Origin of the sequence: Streptomyces sp. NPDC059874, assembly GCF_042731135.1 — a bacterium.
Taxonomy (GTDB): domain Bacteria; phylum Actinomycetota; class Actinomycetes; order Streptomycetales; family Streptomycetaceae; genus Streptomyces.
Window position 1 is genome coordinate 261021 of record NZ_JBHWJY010000001.1, and the last position, 19170, is coordinate 280190.

A 19170-nucleotide genomic window follows, 5' to 3' on the forward strand; every position below is an offset into this window, starting at 1 on the left:
GGCCACCGGCACCCCCCACCGCTCGGCGCGCGAAGGGCCGCCGCCCTCCCTACAGTGCGAACCATGAGTGCCACCGTGGAGGAGACGCGCGGGACCCGGAACCGCTTCCTGAACCGGGTGCCCGACGGATTCGGCGCGTTCTTCGGAACGCTCGGCCTGCTGTGCGCGCTGCTCTCGCTCTCCCCGACGCTGCGGCGGCTCCTGCGGCACGTCGTGCGCTTCCTCGACCTCATCGTCGTCCCGGTCAGCGCGAACCTCGCCTACGCCGTCTTCCTCTTCCTCCTCGCCGCGGCCCTCGGCACCCGCAAGAAGGTCGCCTGGTGGATCGTCATCACCTATTTGGCCCTGCTGATCCTGGCCGACGTGCTGAGCATGGCCGAGGGCGACTACTGGATCGGCGTCCCCTCCATGGCCGTCGCCGTGGCCGCCATGGGCCTGCTGATCGCCGCCCGGCAAGAGTTCTACGCCGCCTCCCGGCCAGGCGCCCTGTGGCGGGCCATGGTCGTCCTCGGTGTGGGGCTGCTCGCCGCCGTCCTCCTCGGTTGGGCACTCGTCGCGATCTTCCCGGGCAGCCTGCCCCGGGGCCAGTGGCTGGACTGGGCCGCCAAGCAGGTCTTCGGCGGCCTCTTCTCAGCCCGCCAGTTCGACGGCCGCCCGCCCCGGCCGCTGTACTTCCTGCTCGGCCTCTTCGGCGCCCTCGCCCTGCTGAACGCCGCCGCCACCCTCTTCCGGTCCCAGCGCCTGACCGCCGCCCTGCACGGCGACGAGGAGCCCCGCATCCGCGCGCTGCTGGGCGCGTACGGACGGGCCGACTCCCTCGGCTACTTCGCCACCCGGCGCGACAAGGCCGTCGTCTTCGCCCCCAACGGCAAGGCCGCCGTCACCTACCGAGTCGAGGCCGGCGTCTGCCTCGGCAGCGGCGACCCGGTCGGCGACCCCGCCGCCTGGACCCCCGCCATCGACGCCTGGCTCGCCGTCGCCCGCCGCTACGGCTGGCAGCCCGCCGTCATGGGCGCCTCCGAGGAAGGCGCCACCGCCTACGCCCGCTCCGGGCTCAGCGCCCTCCAGCTCGGCGACGAGGCCATCCTGCACGTCGCCCAGTTCGACCTCGACGGCCGCGACATGCGCGTCACCCGCCAGGCCGTCAACCGGGTCAAGCGCACCGGCGCCACCACCGTCATCCGTCGCCACTCCGCCCTCTCCGAGGACGAGATGCAGACCATCGTCGACCGGGCCGACCGCTGGCGGGACACCGAGACCGAACGCGGCTTCTCGATGGCCCTGGACCGGCTCGGCGACCGGGCCGACGGGGACTGCCTGCTGGTGGAGGCCTTCGACGACAAGGGGGAGCTGATCGCCCTGCTCTCCTTCGTCCCCTGGGGCAAGGACGGCATCTCCCTCGACCTGATGCGCCGCGACCGCGCCGCCCCCAACGGGGTCATGGAATTCATGGTCGCCCAGCTGTGCGCCGCGGCCCCCGGCCTCGGCGTGCGCAGGATCTCCCTCAACTTCGCCGTCTTCCGCTCCGCCTTCGAGGAGGGCGGCCGGATCGGCGCCGGCCCCGTGCTCAAGCTGTGGCGCAAACTGCTGCTCTTCTTCTCCCGCTGGTGGCAGCTGGAGGCCCTGTACCGCTCGAACGTCAAGTACGGCCCCGAGTGGTACCCGCGGTTCCTCTGCTACCAGGACGCCGGCTCGCTCGCCCGCGTCAGCCTGGCCTCCGGCATCGCGGAGGGGTTCGTCTCCGTACCCAGCCTGCGCACCCTGTGGGGCAACGGCCACCCCAGGGGCCTCACCGCCCCCGCCAGCACCGAGGGGCTGCCCTCCATCGACTCCCTGGGACTGGACGCGATGGGGGAGGAGGCCGAGAGAGCCGCGGCCACCGAGCGGCTGCCCGAGCAGGTCCGCGTCCGGCACGCCAAGATGGAGCGCATCCGGGAGGGCGGCACCGACCCCTACCCCGTCGGCATCCGGCCCCGCACGCACACGGTGGCCCAGCTGAAGGCCGCACACCCCGGCCACCCGCCGGGGACCCGCTCCGGCGAACAGGTCACGCTCGCCGGGCGCGTGATGGTCGTACGCGACCTCGGCGGCGTGGTCTTCGCCGTGCTGCGCGACTGGTCCGGGGACGCCCAGCTGATGTTCACCCGCGACGAGACGGGGACCGGCGTACTGGACTCCTTCACCTCCCAGGTCGACTTCGGCGACCACGTCGTCGCCAGTGGCGAGGTCGGCGCGAGCAAGAGCGGTGAGCTCTCGCTCCTCGTCGCGTCCTGGCAGCTCACGGGCAAGTGCCTGCGCCCGCTGCCCGACAAGCGCAAGGGCCTCGCCGACCCGGAGGCCCGGGTCCGGCGCCGCTACCTCGACCTCGTCGCCGGCCCGGAGGCTCGCGACGTCGTACGGGCCCGATCCAGCGCGGTCCAGGCGCTGCGCCAGGGCCTGCTCGACCGCGGCTACCTGGAGGTCGAGACCCCGATGCTCCAGCAGATCCACGGCGGCGCCAACGCCCGGCCCTTCCGCACCCACATCAACGCCTACGACCTCGACCTGTATCTGCGCATCGCGCCCGAGCTGTACCTCAAACGGCTCTGTGTCGGCGGCATGGAGAAGGTCTTCGAGATGGGCCGCACCTTCCGCAACGAGGGCGTCTCCTACAAGCACAACCCCGAGTTCACGATGCTGGAGGCGTACCAGGCGTTCGCCGACTACGACGTGATGCTCGACCTCACCCGCGAACTGATCCAGGGCGCCGCCACCGCCGCCTTCGGCTCGCCCATCGCCCACAAGGCGGGCCCGGACGGAAAGCTCGTCGTCCACGACATCTCGGGACCCTGGCCGGTGAAGACCATGTACGGGGCCATCAGCGAGGCCCTCGGCGAGGAGGTCGACGCCGACACGGAGGAGCACGTCCTGCGCATGCTGTGCGACCGGGCCGCCGTCCCGCACGCCCCGGAGGACACCCGCGGGGACGTGGTCCTGGAGATGTACGAGCGCCTCGTCGAGGAACGGACCAAGCTGCCCACCTTCTACAAGGACTTCCCGACGGACGTCTCCCCGCTCACCCGCCAGCACCGCAAGGACCCGCGTCTCGCCGAGCGCTGGGACCTCGTCGCCTTCGGCACGGAACTGGGCACCGCCTACTCGGAGCTGACCGACCCGGTCGAACAGCGGCGCCGGCTCACCGCCCAGTCCCTGCTCGCGGCGGGCGGCGACCCGGAGGCCATGGAACTCGACAACGACTTCCTGGACGCGCTGGAGTACGCGATGCCGCCGACGGGCGGTCTGGGCATCGGGGTGGACCGCCTCGTCATGTTCCTGACGGGCCTGACGATCCGCGAGACGCTCCCGTTCCCGCTGGTGCGACGCGGCTGAACGGGTGAGGGGAAGGGGGCGCGTCCGCGCCTCTCGACATCTGCGGCGGTGTCGTTGATACGTAGTAATAATGAAAAATGACGAGCCGACAGTAGGGCGTCGCGCGCTCCTGCGCACCGCCGTCTTCCTCGGAGTCGCCGCCGCCTCCGGACTGCTCACGGGGAGCGGAGAAACCGGTGCGCCGGGCGTCGCCGGTACCGGATCCGGCGGGCCCGCCCCGCTGGGCGGACCGGGCCCGCACCCCGCGGCGGGAGCACCCGGGATGCGATCCCGGGAACTGGCCGAGAAGTCCTACCGGCTGCGCCCCATGACCGCCGAGGTCCCCGCCCGGCCGCCCGCAGCCAAGCCCGCCGTACGCACCCGGCCCATCCTGGAGCTCCCGGTCGACGCGGCCAGGTCGAGCGGCATGGTGCTCACCTTCGACGACGGCCCCGACCCGCGCTACACCCCGGCGATCCTCGACACCCTCGCCCGGTACGGCGTCCGCGCCATGTTCTTCGTCTGCGGGGAGATGGCCACCGAACACCGGGACCTGCTGCGCCGAATGGTCGGCGAGGGCCACGTCATCGGCAACCACACCTGGACCCACCCCCTCATCCCCAAGCTCAGCCGGCCCGCCCTCGCCTCGGAGATCGCCCGCACGAGCGACGTCGTGCAGCAGACGGTCGGAGAGTCACCGCTGTGGTTCCGTGCGCCCTACGGAGCCTGGAACCGGGCCGCCTTCGAGATCGGGGCCGAACTGGGCATGGAACCGCTCGCCTGGACCGTGGACACCCTGGACTGGAAGGAACCCGGGACCACGACCATCGTCTCCCGCGTGCTGGGCGGCGCCGCGCCCGGCGTGATCGTGCTGTCCCACGACGCCGGCGGCGACCGGTCGCAGAGCGTCCAGGCCATCAACTCGTACCTTCCCCAACTGCTCGCCCGGGGCTACCGGATGACCCTGCCGACGCTGCCACCCCGCTGAGCGCGACCCGGGGGGGACGGGCCGGGTACCAGGCCGACGGAAGGAGCCCGCACGAGTACCCGGCTGAGCAGCCGACCACCGGCCGCGGCGGCTTCCTCGCACGGACGCCACGTCATGGACCTCCTCCGTCGCCGACCACGTGGACATGCCGTAGCGGGCTCGGGTGCCCGCCCCGGCACCGTGACGGAGCCGATGGCCGGCCTGGACAACCGCTGGACCGCCCTCGCCGACGACGACGGTCCCGCCGTCAGGAGAGCCCGAGCCCGGTACGGCACCTCCTGCACGACGGCCCGACCCGAGATCGGTGGGACGCGCTCATCCCGGGCTGAGCCGGTGTCCGAACCGGGACCACAGGGCCGCGGTCAGCGGGCTTCCACCATGCGGGCGAAGACGACCACGTTGCCGTCGTAGCCCCCCGCCTTGGAGTAGGAGCCGCCGCACGTGATCACCCGGAGTTCGGGGTGCCCGGTGTCCCCGTACACCCGGGCTCCGGGGAAGGAGTCCTTGGAGAACACCTCCACGCCGTACACCTCGAACACCGCGGTGCGCCCGTCGTAGCGCTCCACCTCGATGTGGTTGCCCGGCTTGACCGAGCCCAGCCCGTAGAAGACGGCCGGGCCCTGCGCGTTGTCCACGTGACCCACGACCACCGCCGAGCCGCGCTGCCCCGGCGAGATCCCGTTGAGGTACCAGCCGGCCAGATTGCGGTCCTGCGGCGGCGGGGCGTCGATCCAGCCCTCCGCGTCCAGCCCGACCGTCATCACCGGCGCGTCCACGTTGATCGTGGGAATCCGGATGCGCTGCACCGACGAGTGCTCCAGCACCTCCAGGTCCGCCGGGGGCGTCGGCGGGTTCGCCGGCAGCTGATCGGCCGTCACCGCGACGGCCGAGGCCGCGGTGGGCTGGGGCGGTCCGTCGCCCATGTCCACACCGTTCCGCACCATGGCGAGGCCGGTGAGCATGACCAGGGCGAGCACGCCCCACGGTGAGCGTTTGCGTGACTGCCCGGTCTCGTCCTCGCCCATCGTTCTCCCTTCCCGACGCGGGGGTCCCGACCCGCGTTCCCGTCCCACCCCTGTACGCCCTACTTCACGCACGCTAAGGGTGCTTCGACAGGACGGCGAGAGGGGAAGGGCGAACGGGTGGCACGGCCGGGAAGGGGCCGGAAGGGGTGCGCCCATCCAGGTAATCGTCACATAAATGCCTGACGGGTCGTGACCTGCGGCTCCGTCAGCTGCGGCGTCCGCGCATCGGCGTGTCGCTCAACCGGGCGGCCCAAAGGCGGACATGCGGAGGTTGCGGGTCACCCCGAGGGTTCGATCAGGGAGGCGTTCTCGTCGATCATCCGGGGCCGACGCTCCGGGGCGCTTCCCGCTGGAGGTTCCACCATGCGTGCTTTCCGCGCCCTCACCGTGACGGCGGCAGCCTGCGCCGCGATCGGACTCAGTGCCCCGTTCGCCTCTGCCAACCCCCCGATGGGTGGGAACGGCGGCCCCAGCAACATCTCGGTCAACCCCTACTCCGTGCACCAGGGCGCCACGATGCAGGTGAGCGCCTCGGGATGCGAACGCGGCGGTACCGTCACCTCGCACGGCAACTTTCCCCCGGCCAACCTGTCCGCGGGGTCGATCGGCTTCGCGACCGTCCGGATCTTCAACCACGCCTCGCCGGGCCCCCACACGCTGTCGGTCAAGTGCAACGACAGCAGCCTCGTCGCCACGCACCGCTTCAACATCCTCGAGGGGCGGCCCTCGCAGGGCGGCATCGGCGGCTCCCTCGGACCGTCCACCGCCGAGACCGCCATCGGCGCGGGGCTCGTCGGCGTCGCGGCCCTCGGTGCGGGCGCCCACGTACTGCGCCGCCGCCGTCCCTCGGTCCGCGGCCGGGTCTGACCGGCCACCTCCCCGGACGTCCCCACCGCCGGTCTGCCCCGGGTCCAGCCCAGGACCCGGGGCGACCGGCGGTGGGGAGGGGCGTTCAATGGCCGCGGCGCGAGCCGCGGCGGCGCAGGGCGAGGGCCGTCCCGCCGGCGGCGGCGAGCAACAGGCCCGCTCCCGCGCCGAGCTCGAAGGCATCCATGCCGGCCACACTGCCGCCGAGGCCGCCGCGGACGGCGCCGACGACACCGCGGGGGGAACTGGTCGCAGTCGCGGTCCTCGTGGAACTCGTGGTCGGTCTGGTCGTGCCCCCGGCGATCGTGAGATCGGCCGAGCCCGTCTCCCCGTTGCAGGTGAAGGAGACGGAGTACAGGGCCCCGGGCCGGGCGTCCCGGTCCACCGTGACGCGGACGGTCTGGCCGCGCGCGATGCTCACGGTGTCGAACACCCCCGAGGAGGCGGTGGCGTAGGCGGCGTTGCAGCCGGTGACCGAAAGCACCACTTGGCCGCCGGGGGCGACCGTCGACGGGGTGATGGCGAAGCCGAACGAGGTTTGGCGGGCCTCGGCCGCGCCGGCGGCGGGCGCGCCGAGGGCGCCGAGCGCGAGTACGGCGCCCATGGCGCCGGCGCTCAGCAGGGCTGTGGCGGAGGTACGTATCGCACCCATGGTTGATTCTCCGGATCCCCGAGGAGCAGCCGCGGAACGGTTTCCGCACGTGGGGGGTCGTGCGCCTCGATGTCCGCCACGCTAGGTCCGGGTGCGGTACCCCGCGATCAGGAACGGGCGAACGGGTCATACCTGTAGGCCGAACCGGGGACGGTGGGCCCGTCCCCGGTTTGAAGGGCGGACGGAAGGGAGCCGTGGGGCGCTCAGCCGCCCAGCTCCAGGTGGCCGAACTGCGTGAGGAAGGGCTCGGCGGTGGCCGCGATGCCCCGCCCGAAGGGCGCGTCGAAGTCCCAGATGAGGAAGAGCAGGAAGGCGATGAGCGCGCTGAACAGGCCTGCCAGCAACAGCTCGCGGAACGACCGCCGGATCTGCAGCGTGAAGATCAACCCCACCGTCACCAGTGCCCCGGCGATCAGTCCGAACCAGACCACCCCCGGCATCGTGGCCCCGGCGCTCTCCCCTCGGGCGCTGCGGGCGTCGTCGGCCACCGCGACCTGGTCGACCAGTGGCTGGTAAGCCTGCCCCTCGTGGTCGGTCTTCGGCTCGTAGTCGGTGACGTCCCTGCGGATACGTTCCAGCAACTCCGCGCCTCGGTCGGTGATCTCGCCGCGGTCGGCCATCGCCTTCCACTCCGTGTCGACCACGTACGTCACGTACGCGTCGACGTCGGAGCGGATCTTCTGGCGCACCTCGGCCGGGTAGACCTCGGAGCGGACGCTGATCTCGTGCAAGGCCTGCGCTTCCTGGCGCACGTACTCCTGGGCCGCGCCGCGGGCCTCCCAGACGCCGGCGATCGCCAGGCCCAGGACGATCGCGTAGATCACCCCGATCATCATCGTCATGTATTCGATGACGTCGGGGGTCTCGTTCGGATCGTCGTCGTCGCCGATCCTGCGGTGGTTGAAGAAGGTGATGGACAGCACCACGGCACAGGCCGATGCCATCGCGATGGACAGGACGAGCCATTCCGACAAGATGACTCCCGATGGGTCTTTGGCCACGGGTTACCGGGGGCGCAGCGCGACGATCGCGAGCACCGCGGGAGCCGCGGTCATCAGGGTGAACGTGACCGGCGAGATGTGGTGCTCTTCCGGTTTGCGGGCCGGTGCGCGATACGCGGGGCGGGCCACCGGTTTCGCGATGACGGGCGTGGGTGCCTCGACCACCCGCGGCGGGGCCGGCGCGGGTGGTACCGGCTTCGGTACCGGCTTCGGCACGGGCTTGGGAGCCGGCGCCGGCTTGGGAGGTGGCGGCGGGGGCGGCGGTGCGGGTTCGGGCGGCGGGGTCGGCTTGGGAGGGGGCGTCGGCGCGGGCTTCGGCGGCGTGGGCTTGGGCGTCGGCTTGGGAGGCGGGCTGGGCTTCGGTGGACACGGTGGGGGAGGTGGCGGCGGGCAGTGGTGCCCGCCGTGATGGCCCCTGCCGTGACCCCCGCCATGGTGGCCGCCGTGGCGGTCGCCCCGCTGGTCACGCCCGTGGTCGCGCCCGTGGTCGCGCCCCTGGGCACCGTGATGTCCGACACCCGCGCCGCCTCCGCGACCGCCGCCGGCGGCCACCGCGACCGCCGTGGTGACGCTCGCGGGGGAGCCGTTGCCGGTCGTCGCGTAGGCGCAGCTATCAGCCACGGCCGGTGTGAAGGAGGCGCAGGACAACGCCGCCCACAGCAGGACCGGGACGGTCAGCAGACGCCTGGCTAAGGCTTTGTTCACCCGGGGATCATGGGCCAGAGCGTGCCCCCGTACGCCGGGCCCCGGTGTTGGTTCGCCTGAACGAGTGGGGCGTCGACCCGGGAGGTTTGAGCCAATCGCCGACCGGGTCGGATCGCGGACCGGTCAATTCCCATAAGGGATTTGTCGGTAACGACCATTGGTGACGCACGGTCGGGCACGTGCCTTTGGTGTGTGACGAACAACGGACCGCCAATTTCCGCTTTTGCTCGCCCTGTTGGCTAATGATCAGTACATTCGGCTCGGACAGAGTCCGGTCCCCGGAGGGGCCGCTGCGGAACAAGGCTTGGAGACCCGATGGAGCGCCCCGCCTGGGCCCCGCCAGGCATCGACATATCGGTGCCGAGCGTGTCCCGCATCTACGATTACTACCTGGGCGGCTCCCACAATTTCGAGGTCGACCGCGAGGCCGCCCGCCGGGCCATGGAATTCATCCCGGGCCTGCCCAAGATCATGCAGGCCAACCGGGCGTTCATGCGCCGCACCGTCCGCCACGCGGTGGCCGAGGGCGTCACGCAGTTCCTCGACATCGGCTCCGGCATCCCCACCTTCGGCAACGTCCACGAGATCGCCCGCGCCGCCACCCCGGAGGCGCGCGTGGTCTACGTGGACCACGACCCGGTGGCCGTCGCGCACAGCCGGGCCGTCCTCGGGGAAGACGAGCAGACCGGCGTCGTCGCAGCCGACCTGCGCAAGCCGAAGGACATCCTGACCGCCCCCGAGGTCGCCCGGCTGCTCGACTTCGACCGACCCGTGGCGCTGCTCCTCGTCGCCGTCCTGCACTTCCTGGAGGACACGGACGACCCGTACCGCGCCGTGGCCGAACTGCGCGACGCGCTGGCCCCCGGCAGCCTGTTGATCCTCACGCACGCCTCCTTCGAGGGCATCCCGGTCGCGGAGGAAGTGGCGGGCGGCGCCGTCGGCGTGTACCGCGACATCCGCAACCCGCTCGTCATGCGCAGCGGGGAGCGGATCAGGGCCTTCTTCGACGGGTTCGAGATGGTGGAGCCCGGCCTGGTGTCCATGCCCGACTGGCGGCCGGACCGCGCCGAGGGCGACGCGGAGGGCGAGGTGCCCGAGGACCCGTACGCCTTCTCGGGGTACGGCGGCGTGGGACGCAAGACGTGAGACTCCCCGTACAGACGCCGGGGGCGCAGACGATGGGGGCGCAGACGTCGGCCGGCCGACCGTCGGGCCCGCCGGTCCCCGAGCCCGGTGTGCCCGCGCCCGGGACGGCCGAGCCTCCGGCGGCCGGTCCCCAGACGGTCGGTCCCGAGACGGTCGGTCCCGGCGCGGCCGCCCTGGGACCGAGCGCCCCCGAGGCGTCTCCCCATGGGGGCCTGGAGGACCGGATCGCCCGATTCGCGACCATCTGGGGTCGGGCGATCTTCCCGGTCACCGCGACCTCGCTTACCCGCACCGAGTTCGAACGGCACCTCGTACCGCTCACCCGCACCCTCACCGCGGCCCTGCACGCCCGCGCCTTCGACGCCTCCGTGGCCCAGCGGGTGGGGGCCGAACTCGTCGCGGTGCACTGCACCGACCCGGAGGCCCTGGCCGGCACCCTCGGCGTGATCGAGTCCTACCTGGTGCTCTACTGCGGCGGCGCCGGCGGACCCGGCGGCTCCACCGAGGAGCACCGGGCCCGCTGCGCCCGGCTCCAGCACGGCATAGCCGCGGGATACGCCCGCGCCCTGCGCGAGCGCACCCTCAAGGAGCAGGAGGCCATCGCCCGCTCCGCGCTGACCGCGCGCACCGATGCGCAGCAGGCCCTGCACGCCAGTGAGGCGCGCTTCCGGGCGGTCTTCGAGGGAGCGGCCGTCGGCATCGGCATCGCCGACCTGGACGGGAACATCCTGGAGGTCAACGACGCGCTGCTGCAGATGTTCGGCGGGCTGGAGGGGCACGTCCGGGGCCGCAAGGTCAGCGAGTGGGGCCACCCCGACGACACCCCGCACGTCTGGCGGATGCACGGCGAGCTGGTGCGCGGCGAGCGCGAGAACTTCCGGGTGGAGAAGCCGTACTACCGGCACGACGGCACCGTGCTGTGGACCAACCTGACGGTGTCGCTGCTGCGCGACGCGGCCGGGGAGCCGCAGTACCAGCTGGCGCTGATGGAGGACACCACCGAACGCCGGCTGCTGAACCTGCGCCTTCGCTACGAGGCCACCCACGACGCCCTGACCGGCCTGCCCAACCGGACACTGTTCTTCGAACGGCTGGAAAAGGCGCTGAACGGCTCCGGCGGCGACCGCTTCGGCCTGTGCTACCTGGACCTGGACGGCTTCAAGGCGGTCAACGACAGCCTCGGCCACTCGGCGGGGGACCGGCTGCTGGTCGAGGTCGCCGACCGGCTGCAGAGCTGCGCGACCGGCCCGGGCGAGGTCGTCGCACGGCTCGGCGGCGACGAGTTCGTCGCCCTGACCACCGGCGGCGACACCGAACAGAAGGTGACCGACCTCGCGGTCCGGATCCTGTCCGCCCTGTCCACGCCGATCCGGCTGGAGGGCCGTGAGCTGACCGTGCGGGGCAGCATCGGCATCGTCGAGGGCAGCGTCAAGGAGCGCACCCCGGCGGAGGTGCTGCGAAGCGCCGACATCACGATGTACCGGGCCAAGGCGGCCGGTGGCAACCGCTTCGAGTTCGCCGACGCGGAGGCCGACGCCCGCGCCATCACCCGGCACGGACTGACCAACGCACTGCCCGCGGCGCTGGAGCGCGGGGAGTTCTTCATCGAGTACCAGCCGCTGGTGCACATGCACGACGGCACCGTGCACGGGGCCGAGGCGTTGGTGCGCTGGTCGCACCCGCAGTACGGGGTGCTGGGCCCGGACCGCTTCATCCCGCTCGCCGAACGCACCGGGCTGATCGTGCCGCTCGGCCGCTGGGTCCTGGAGGAGTCCGTCCGTCAGGCCCGCAACTGGCAGTGCCAGCACGGCGGGGCCTCCCTGCGCATCAACGTGAACCTTTCCCCGACGCAGCTGCACCATCCCGGGCTGGTCGCCGACACCGTGGCGGTGTTGGAGAAGTCAGGCCTCGCCCCTGGTTCCCTGTGCCTGGAGGTGACCGAATCGGCACTGATAGGAGCCGACGACGAACTCCTGGAGCCGCTGCGCCGGCTCGCCGCCCTGGGCGTGGACATCGCGCTCGACGACTTCGGCACCGGCTATTCGAACCTGGCCAATCTGCGCCGCCTTCCCGTCAGCGTCCTGAAACTGGACCGTTCCTTCACGAAGGGGATGCAGCAGAGTCCCGCGAACCCCGTCGACGTCAAGATCGTGGAGGGGATCGTCGCCCTCGCCCACAGCCTCGAACTCGCGGTGACCGTGGAGGGCGTGGAGACCGGGGTCCAGGCCGCCCAGCTGCGGGCCCTCGGCTGCGACACCGCCCAGGGCTGGTACTACGCCCGTCCGGGCGCCCCCGACCGCATTCACACCCTGTCCCTCTCGGACGCCGTGCCCACTCCCTCCTGACGTCACCCGGGCGGGTCAGTCCATGCCGACCTCGGTGCCGCGGCCGGGCTCGCGCACCGCGGCCAGCACCCGCTCGTACCGCTCGGCGGTGTCGGCCAGCACATGGGCGGCCGCCGGCAGCCGCTCGGCCTCGTAGGCGTCGAGCACGCCATCCCCTGCCGGGCCGGCGAGGGCGCGGAGCAAGGTCCGGCCGAGGGCGGCCGCGTCCTGTATGCCGGTGTTCATGCCCAGGCCGCCGGCTATGGGGTGCACGTGCGCGGCGTCCCCGGCGAGGAAGACCCGGCCATCGCGCATCCTCGCGGCCATGCGGACGTTGACCCGCCAGGCCGAGAGCCAGGTGGGATCGGCCAGGCGGATTCCCGGGACCCTGGCGTGCCGGTCGAAGAGCCTCTGGAAGCTCTCCAGCGAGGGCGGCAGCGGCTCGCCGGTCTCGGTGAGCTCCGGTGAGGCCTGGAGCTGGAAGGTGTCGGTCCCCGGCATCGGGCAGAGGAGTATCCCTCCGCCTTCCGAGGTGAACCACTGATGCCAGTACGCACGGCTCAGCCCGGGTGCCCGCACATCCCCGAGCACCATCGCCTCCGTCGCGTCCGTGCGCCCCTCGAAGGGGATCCCGAGGAGTTTGCGGACCGAGCTGTGGCCGCCGTCGCACCCGGCGGCGTACGCGGCACGGACCGATCGGCCGTTCGCGAGCAGGGCGGTGACCCCCGTCTCGTCCTGCGCGATCTCCGTGACCCGGGCTTCGTACTCGATCCGGACGCCGAGGCCGGCGAGCCGCCGGCGGAGGGCTTCTTCCACCTGCCACTGGCCGATCAGGATGCCGTCGCCGGTCGGGGTGTCGCTGATGTGGTCGCCGTCGAAGTACTTGCGCAGGACCACGCCCCGGGTCCCGACGGCCGAGACCCGCTCGGCGGCGCCGAGCCGGGCGAGCACCTTCAGTCCGTCCGGGTTCAGGCCCTTGCCCCGGGACTCGCGATGAGGCCCCGAACGTGCGTCGAGCACGCGGACGGCCGCGCCGGACAGGGCCAGTTCGCACGCCAGGGTGAGTCCGGTGGGGCCGGAGCCCACGATCAGTACGTCGGTCATCGGAGTGTCCTCTCGTCGTCTCTGGGTCAAGGAAAGCGCAACCGAGGCAGAAATGCAACCCGGTAACGAAATTAACCCAGTCATGGTTTTGTGCTACGCTGGAGTCATGGAGAACACGACGGGTCCGCGGACGGGTCTGCGGGAGAGCAAGAAGCTGCGTACGCGGAGCCAGCTGGCGGCCACCGCGCTCGAACTCTTCCTGGAGCGCGGCTTCGACGCCGTGTCGGTGGCCGATGTGGCCGCCGCGGCCGAGGTCTCCAAGCCCACCCTGTTCCGGTACTTCCAGAGCAAGGAGGACCTGGTCCTGGACCGGTTCGCCGACCATCAGGACGAGGCGGCGCGCGTCGTGCGCGACCGCCCGGCGGGCCGCACCCCGGTGCGTGCGGTCCACGAGCACTTCCTGGCGGCCCTCGCCGAGCGGGACCCGATCACCGGGCTCTGCGACCACCCGAACGTCCTTGCCTTCCAGGGGCTGCTGTACTCCACCGCCAGCCTGGAGACCCGGCTCGCCCACTACACGGCGCGTGAGGTGGAGCTGCTCGCGGAGGTCCTGGAGGCGGAGTCGGTCCCCCCGTTCAGCGCCCGGCTGGCGGCCCTGCACCTGGTGACCGTCCGCCACGAGCTGGGCCGGGAGAACTGGCGCCGGCTCTCGGCCGGCCAGAGTGCCGACGAGGCCTACCCGGCCGCCGTCGCCGAAGCCGACCACGCCTTCGCGATGCTGGCCGACGGGCTCGACCGGACCCTCGGGCCGCTCATACCCTCCTGACGCCGGTCGGCGTCACCGCCCGGGCTTCCTCGCCGACGATCCCCCGGGCCGGCAAGGCCGGCCGGGGCTCAGCCGACCAGCATGCGCTTCAGCTCGCGGGCCGCGCGCGGGGGTGCCACGTCCGTGCGGTGGGCCAGGGCGATGGTGCGGCGCAGCGGGGACCCCGCGAGGGGAGTGGCGCGCAGGCCCGGGCCGGCGTGCTCCACGACCATGTTCGGGACCACCGCGATGCCCAGCCCGGCCCGTACGAAGCCGAGGACCGCGTCCATCTCCCCGCCCTCCACCGTGAACACCGGCTCGAAGCCCGCCGCCCGGCACGCCCCCACCGTCAGGTCCCGCAGGTCGTAGCCGTGTCGGAACATCACCATCGGCTCCTCACGCAGGTCGGCGATGGTCAACTCGGCGCCGCCCGCCGGGGGCGGGAGATCCGCGGACGAGACCACCACCAGGTCCTCCGTCAGCAGTTCCACCGTGGTCAGCGCCGGTGCCGAGGGTGGCAACGGCAGCGCGATCAGGGCCAGGTCCAGGGCCCCGCGCGCGAGTTCCCGTACCAGGTCCAGCGAGCCGCTCTCCTCGATCAGCAGCTCGATCCCCGGATGAGCGGTGTGGAAGGCGCGCAGCACGTTCGGGAGCAGGCCCGTGCACACGCTCGGCGTGGCCCCCAGCCGGATCCGCCCGCGCCGCAGCTGGGCCAGCTCCTGCACCTCCTGCCGCGCCGTGTCCGCGTCCGCGAGGATCCGCCGGGCCAACGGCAGCAGGGCCTCGCCCGCGTCGGTGAGGGAGATGTTGCCCCGTGCCCGGCTGAAGAGCTCGGCCCCCAGCTCCCGTTCGAGCGCCTTGATCTGCTGCGACAGCGAGGGCTGCGCCACGTGCACCCGCTCGGCGGCCCGGGTGAAGTGGCGGGTCTCGGCGACGGCGACGAAGTACAGGAGCTGCTGGAATTGCATAGTCAATGTCTATCAAGATGACCGACATCATGTCTTGGACCTTTCGGGTCCTTCGTCCCTACCTTCGATGACATGGCTCTGGCAACGCGCACCCGGACAGGCGGCCCCAAGGCGCCGAGCATCTGGGGCTCCACCATCGGAAAGAAGACCGTCATGGCGGTCTCCGGGCTGATCATGCTCGGTTACCTCGTCGTGCACATGCTCGGCAACCTCAAGATCTTCTTTGGGGCGGACGAGTTCAACGGGTACGCGCACTGGCTGCGCACCCTCGGCGAGCCCTTCCTGCACCACGAGTGGGCCCTGTGGATCGTCCGCGTGGTGCTGCTCGCAGCCGTGCTCGCCCACGCCGTTTCCGCGTACCAGCTCAGCCGCCTCGACATCAAGGCGCGCCCGGTGAAGTACGCCCACAAGCGCCGCCGCGCGAGCTACGCCACCCGCACCATGCGCTGGGGCGGCATCATCCTCGCCCTCTTCATCGTCTGGCACCTGCTCGACCTCACGACGCTCACCGTCAACGAGCGCGCCTGGGTCGGCCACCCGTACGAGAACGTCCTCGCCACCTTCTCCACCTGGTACGGCAACACCATCTACATCGTGGCGATGGCCGCCCTCGGCCTGCACATCCGGCACGGCTTCTGGAGCGCCGCCCAGACCCTCGGAGCCGGCAACGCCCGCCGCGACCGGACGCTGAAGCTCCTCGCCAACACCCTCGCCCTCGTCCTCTTCGCGGGCTTCGTCTCCGTCCCCGTCGCCGTCATGACCGGAGTGGTGAACTGACCATGAGCGCGTACGCCACCTACACCACCGGCGAGCCCCTCACCGACACCAAGGCCCCCGCAGGGCCCGTCGCCGAGCGCTGGGACCGCCGCCGCTTCGAGGCCAAGCTGGTCAACCCGGCCAACCGCCGCAAGCACACCATCATCGTCGTCGGCACCGGCCTGGCGGGCGGTGCCGCCGGCGCGACCCTCGCCGAGCAGGGCTACCACGTCGTCCAGTTCTGCTTCAGCGACTCCCCGCGCCGAGCCCACTCGATCGCCGCCCAGGGCGGCATCAACGCCGCCAAGAACTACCGCAACGACGGTGACTCGGTGCACCGCCTCTTCTACGACACCGTCAAGGGCGGCGACTTCCGCGCCCGCGAGTCCAACGTCCACCGCCTCGCCCAGATATCCGTCGAGATCATCGACCAGTGCGTGGCCCAGGGCGTCCCCTTCGCCCGCGAGTACGGCGGCCTCCTCGACACCCGCTCCTTCGGCGGCGTCCAGGTCTCCCGCACCTTCTACGCCCGCGGCCAGACGGGCCAGCAGCTGCTCCTCGGCGCCTACCAGGCACTGTCCCGGCAGATCGCCGCCGGCAACGTCGAGATGCACGCCCGCACCGAGATGCTCGACCTGATCGTCGTCGACGGAGTCGCCCGCGGCATCGTCGCCCGCGACCTGATCACCGGCGAGATCTCCACGCACTACGCCGACGCGGTGGTTCTGGCGACCGGCGGCTACGGCAACGTCTTCTACCTCTCCACCAACGCCATGAACTCCAACGCGACCGCCGTCTGGCGGGCGCACCGGCGCGGCGCCTACTTCGCCAACCCCTGCTTCACCCAGATCCACCCCACCTGCATCCCGCGCACCGGCGACCACCAGTCCAAGCTCACCCTGATGAGCGAGTCCCTCCGCAACGACGGCCGCATCTGGGTCCCCAAGGCCAAGGGCGACACCCGCCCGGCCGCCGAGATCCCCGAGGCGGAGCGCGACTACTACCTGGAGCGGATCTACCCCTCCTTCGGCAACCTCGTGCCCCGCGACATCGCCTCGCGCGCCGCCAAGAACGTCTGCGACGAGGGGCGCGGCGTCGGCCCCGGCGGCCAGGGCGTCTACCTCGACTTCGCCGACGCCATCCGGCGGATGGGCCGGGACAAGGTCGCCGAGAAGTACGGCAACCTCTTCGAGATGTACGCGCGGATCACCGCGGAGGACCCGTACGAGGTCCCCATGCGGATCTACCCCGCCGTGCACTACACGATGGGCGGACTGTGGGTCGACTACGACCTCCAGACCACCGTCCCCGGCCTGTTCGCGATCGGCGAGGCCAACTTCTCCGACCACGGAGCGAACCGACTCGGCGCCTCCGCGCTGATGCAGGGCCTCGCCGACGGCTATTTCGTGCTCCCCTCCACCATCAACGACTACCTGGCCCGGCACCCCCACCGGAGCACGGTCGACGACACTCACCCGCAGGCCCTGGCCGCCGTACGAGAGACCCGCGAGCGCCTCACCCGCCTCCTCGCCGTGGACGGGGATCGCACGCCCGACTCCTTCCACCGCGAGATCGGCGAACTCATGTGGGAGTACTGCGGAATGGCCCGCACGGAGGAAGGCCTGCGCAAGGCCCTCGACCGGATCCCGCAGATCCGCGAGGAGTTCTGGCGCCGCGTCAAGGTCCCCGGCTCGGGGGTGGGGGTCCCCCCAGCGGAGCGAGGGGGAGAGTTCAACCAGTCGCTGGAGAAGGCCAACCGGATCGTCGACTACCTCGAACTCGCCGAGCTGATGTGCCTCGACGCCCTGCACCGCGAGGAGTCCTGCGGCGGCCACTTCCGCGAGGAGTCCCAGACCTCGGACGGGGAGGCCGAGCGGCGCGACGAGGAGTTCTCGTACGCGGCGGCCTGGGAGTTCCGGAGCACCGGCGCCGCCCCCGTCCTGCACAAGGAAGACCTCGTCTTCGAGTACGTCCACCCCACCCAGCGGAGCTACGCATGAAGCTCACCCTGCGCGTCTGGCGCCAGCAGAACCCCGACGCCCCCGGCGCCATGGCCACCTACGAGGTCGACGGAATCTCGAAGGACATGTCCTTCCTCGAGATGCTCGACACCCTCAACGAGGACCTCATCCTGCGCGGCGAGGACCCGGTCGCATTCGACCACGACTGCCGCGAGGGCATTTGCGGCGCCTGCAGCCTCGTCATCAACGGCGACGCGCACGGCCCGGAGCGCACCACCACCTGTCAGCTGCACATGAGGTCCTTCGACGACGGCGACACCATCGACGTCGAACCGTGGCGGGCGGCCGCCTTCCCGGTGGTCAAGGACCTCGTCGTCGACCGGGGCGCCTTCGACCGCATCATCCAGGCCGGTGGCTACATCACCGCCCCCACCGGCGCCGCCCCCGAGGCGCACGCCACCGCCGTGCCCAAGGCCGACGCCGACTACGCCTTCGAGCACGCCGAGTGCATCGGCTGCGGGGCGTGCGTGGCGGCCTGCCCCAACGGCTCCGCGATGCTCTTCACCTCCGCCAAGGTCAACCACCTGAACGTGCTGCCGCAGGGCTCGCCCGAGCGCGAGACCCGCGTACTGGACATGGTGGCCGCCATGGACCAGGAGGGCTTCGGCGGCTGCACCCTCACCGGCGAATGCGCCACGGCCTGCCCCAAGGGCATCCCGCTGCCGTCGATCGCCGCGATGAACAAGGAGTGGCTGCGGGCGGCCCGCAAGGCCTAGGCCAGGCGCCCCGGCCAGGCGGCCTCGGCCAGGCGCCCCCCGGCCCCCGCCCGGCCCCCGCCGGGCCCTCCGCCGATCGGCTGACCGGCGCGGCTCAGCCCGCGCCGCGCCCCGGCGGTGCCCGGGCCGTGGGAGACGCTGGCCCCATGCCACATCCCCCCGCCGGGTCCGGACCGCGCCGTCGAGCCGTACTGGCCGCCGCCCTCGCCCCGCTGGCCGTGGCCGGCTGCTCCGCGGAGGAACAAGAGCGACCCCCCGCCCCCGGACCGCAGGCCGGGGCCAAGGACGCCCTGGTCATGGTGATCCGACACGCGGAGAAGCCACCCCCGGGCGACTCCGGCTGGGACGAGGAGGGCGAGGACGACCTCGGCTCGCTGGCCGGTCGCGGCTGGCGCCGGGCCGAGGAACTCCCCCGGCTCTTCGCACCCGCCCGCGGCTCCGCACTGCCCCGCCCCGCCGCCGTCTTCGCGGCCGGCGGCAAGGGAGGCGCCGCCCCGGCCCGGTGCAAGCAGACGGTGACGGCGCTGGCCGGCGCGCTGCGCACCCCCGTCCGCACCGAGTTCGCCCTCGGCGCCGAGCCGGCGCTCGTACGCGCCGCGCTCGCCGCCCCGATGCCCGTGCTCGTCTGCTGGGAGCACACCGGCGTCCCCCGCCTGGTCCGCGCCCTCGGCGCCGACCGGGTCCTCGGGCTCCCCGCGACCTGGCCCGACCGGTACGACCTCGTCTGGATGTTCACCCGCCGCCAGGGGCAGTGGAGCTTCCGCGAACTGCCGCAGCACCTGCTGCCGGGCGACGCCTGACGTC

General features: G+C 72.1%; 16 protein-coding genes. 10 read left to right on the forward strand and 6 right to left on the reverse strand.

Features of this window, described 5'->3' with window-relative positions:
* Window positions 1-63 precede the first annotated feature (63 nt).
* Window positions 64-3369, forward strand: a complete 3306-nt coding sequence (gene lysX, locus ACFV9H_RS00995; protein ID WP_385391533.1) for a bifunctional lysylphosphatidylglycerol synthetase/lysine--tRNA ligase LysX — start codon at window positions 64-66, stop codon at window positions 3367-3369.
* A gap of 70 nt (window positions 3370-3439) precedes the next feature.
* Window positions 3440-4336 carry a polysaccharide deacetylase family protein gene (locus ACFV9H_RS01000; RefSeq protein WP_385391535.1) on the forward strand — a complete coding sequence of 299 codons (897 nt, stop codon included), beginning with the start codon at window positions 3440-3442 and terminating at the stop codon, window positions 4334-4336.
* 362 nt (window positions 4337-4698) lie between these two features.
* Here ACFV9H_RS01000 and ACFV9H_RS01005 read toward each other — a convergent pair whose 3' ends face one another.
* Complete coding sequence (locus ACFV9H_RS01005) at window positions 4699-5361, reverse strand: class F sortase (RefSeq protein ID WP_365176779.1); 663 nt, start codon at window positions 5359-5361, stop codon at window positions 4699-4701.
* 363 nt (window positions 5362-5724) lie between these two features.
* On the opposite strand from ACFV9H_RS01005, the gene ACFV9H_RS01010 reads away from it, so the two are divergent.
* Window positions 5725-6228 carry a hypothetical protein gene (locus ACFV9H_RS01010; RefSeq protein WP_385391536.1) on the forward strand — a complete coding sequence of 168 codons (504 nt, stop codon included), beginning with the start codon at window positions 5725-5727 and terminating at the stop codon, window positions 6226-6228.
* A gap of 85 nt (window positions 6229-6313) precedes the next feature.
* On the opposite strand, the gene ACFV9H_RS01015 is transcribed toward ACFV9H_RS01010, so the two are convergent.
* From ACFV9H_RS01015 to ACFV9H_RS01025, 3 genes are all read right to left on the reverse strand, one after another.
* Window positions 6314-6880 (reverse strand): hypothetical protein, encoded by a 567-nt coding sequence (locus ACFV9H_RS01015; protein WP_385391537.1) that lies wholly within the window; start codon window positions 6878-6880, stop codon window positions 6314-6316.
* A gap of 203 nt (window positions 6881-7083) precedes the next feature.
* Entirely contained in the window at window positions 7084-7854 is a 771-nt protein-coding gene (locus tag ACFV9H_RS01020; protein WP_385391539.1) for a hypothetical protein, read from the reverse strand.
* A 30-nt stretch (window positions 7855-7884) separates the two neighbouring features.
* Window positions 7885-8097, reverse strand: coding sequence for a hypothetical protein (locus ACFV9H_RS01025; protein WP_385391540.1), 213 nt, complete (start codon window positions 8095-8097; stop codon window positions 7885-7887).
* Between the two features lie 804 nt (window positions 8098-8901).
* On the opposite strand from ACFV9H_RS01025, the gene ACFV9H_RS01030 reads away from it, so the two are divergent.
* Both ACFV9H_RS01030 and ACFV9H_RS01035 read left to right on the forward strand, forming a co-directional pair.
* On the forward strand, window positions 8902-9732 hold the full coding sequence (locus ACFV9H_RS01030; protein ID WP_385391541.1) for an SAM-dependent methyltransferase: 831 nt from the start codon (window positions 8902-8904) through the stop codon (window positions 9730-9732).
* A gap of 212 nt (window positions 9733-9944) precedes the next feature.
* Window positions 9945-12077 (forward strand): putative bifunctional diguanylate cyclase/phosphodiesterase, encoded by a 2133-nt coding sequence (locus tag ACFV9H_RS01035; RefSeq protein ID WP_385391591.1) that lies wholly within the window; start codon window positions 9945-9947, stop codon window positions 12075-12077.
* 15 nt (window positions 12078-12092) lie between these two features.
* On the opposite strand, the gene ACFV9H_RS01040 is transcribed toward ACFV9H_RS01035, so the two are convergent.
* Window positions 12093-13160 carry an FAD-dependent monooxygenase gene (locus ACFV9H_RS01040; RefSeq protein WP_385391542.1) on the reverse strand — a complete coding sequence of 356 codons (1068 nt, stop codon included), beginning with the start codon at window positions 13158-13160 and terminating at the stop codon, window positions 12093-12095.
* A 106-nt stretch (window positions 13161-13266) separates the two neighbouring features.
* Between ACFV9H_RS01040 and ACFV9H_RS01045 the strand changes: the two genes are divergently transcribed.
* Window positions 13267-13926 carry a TetR/AcrR family transcriptional regulator gene (locus ACFV9H_RS01045; protein ID WP_385391544.1) on the forward strand — a complete coding sequence of 220 codons (660 nt, stop codon included), beginning with the start codon at window positions 13267-13269 and terminating at the stop codon, window positions 13924-13926.
* A gap of 68 nt (window positions 13927-13994) precedes the next feature.
* Here the strand turns inward: ACFV9H_RS01045 and ACFV9H_RS01050 are convergent, their stop codons facing one another.
* The gene (locus tag ACFV9H_RS01050) at window positions 13995-14873 is read right to left on the reverse strand and encodes a LysR family transcriptional regulator (protein ID WP_385391546.1); all 879 of its coding nucleotides are present in this window, start codon (window positions 14871-14873) and stop codon (window positions 13995-13997) included.
* A 72-nt stretch (window positions 14874-14945) separates the two neighbouring features.
* On the opposite strand from ACFV9H_RS01050, the gene ACFV9H_RS01055 reads away from it, so the two are divergent.
* The 4 genes from ACFV9H_RS01055 to ACFV9H_RS01070 all read left to right on the forward strand — a co-directional run bounded on the left by ACFV9H_RS01055 (window position 14946) and on the right by ACFV9H_RS01070 (window position 19166).
* Entirely contained in the window at window positions 14946-15650 is a 705-nt protein-coding gene (locus tag ACFV9H_RS01055; RefSeq protein ID WP_385391547.1) for a succinate dehydrogenase, read from the forward strand.
* A 2-nt stretch (window positions 15651-15652) separates the two neighbouring features.
* Window positions 15653-17629 carry a fumarate reductase/succinate dehydrogenase flavoprotein subunit gene (locus ACFV9H_RS01060; RefSeq protein ID WP_385391549.1) on the forward strand — a complete coding sequence of 659 codons (1977 nt, stop codon included), beginning with the start codon at window positions 15653-15655 and terminating at the stop codon, window positions 17627-17629.
* On the forward strand, window positions 17626-18366 hold the full coding sequence (locus ACFV9H_RS01065; protein ID WP_385391550.1) for a succinate dehydrogenase/fumarate reductase iron-sulfur subunit: 741 nt from the start codon (window positions 17626-17628) through the stop codon (window positions 18364-18366). Before ACFV9H_RS01060 ends, ACFV9H_RS01065 begins: the two co-directional genes overlap by 4 nt.
* Before the next feature lie 146 nt (window positions 18367-18512).
* On the forward strand, window positions 18513-19166 hold the full coding sequence (locus tag ACFV9H_RS01070) for a hypothetical protein (protein ID WP_385391551.1): 654 nt from the start codon (window positions 18513-18515) through the stop codon (window positions 19164-19166).
* Window positions 19167-19170: the final 4 nt, after the last annotated feature.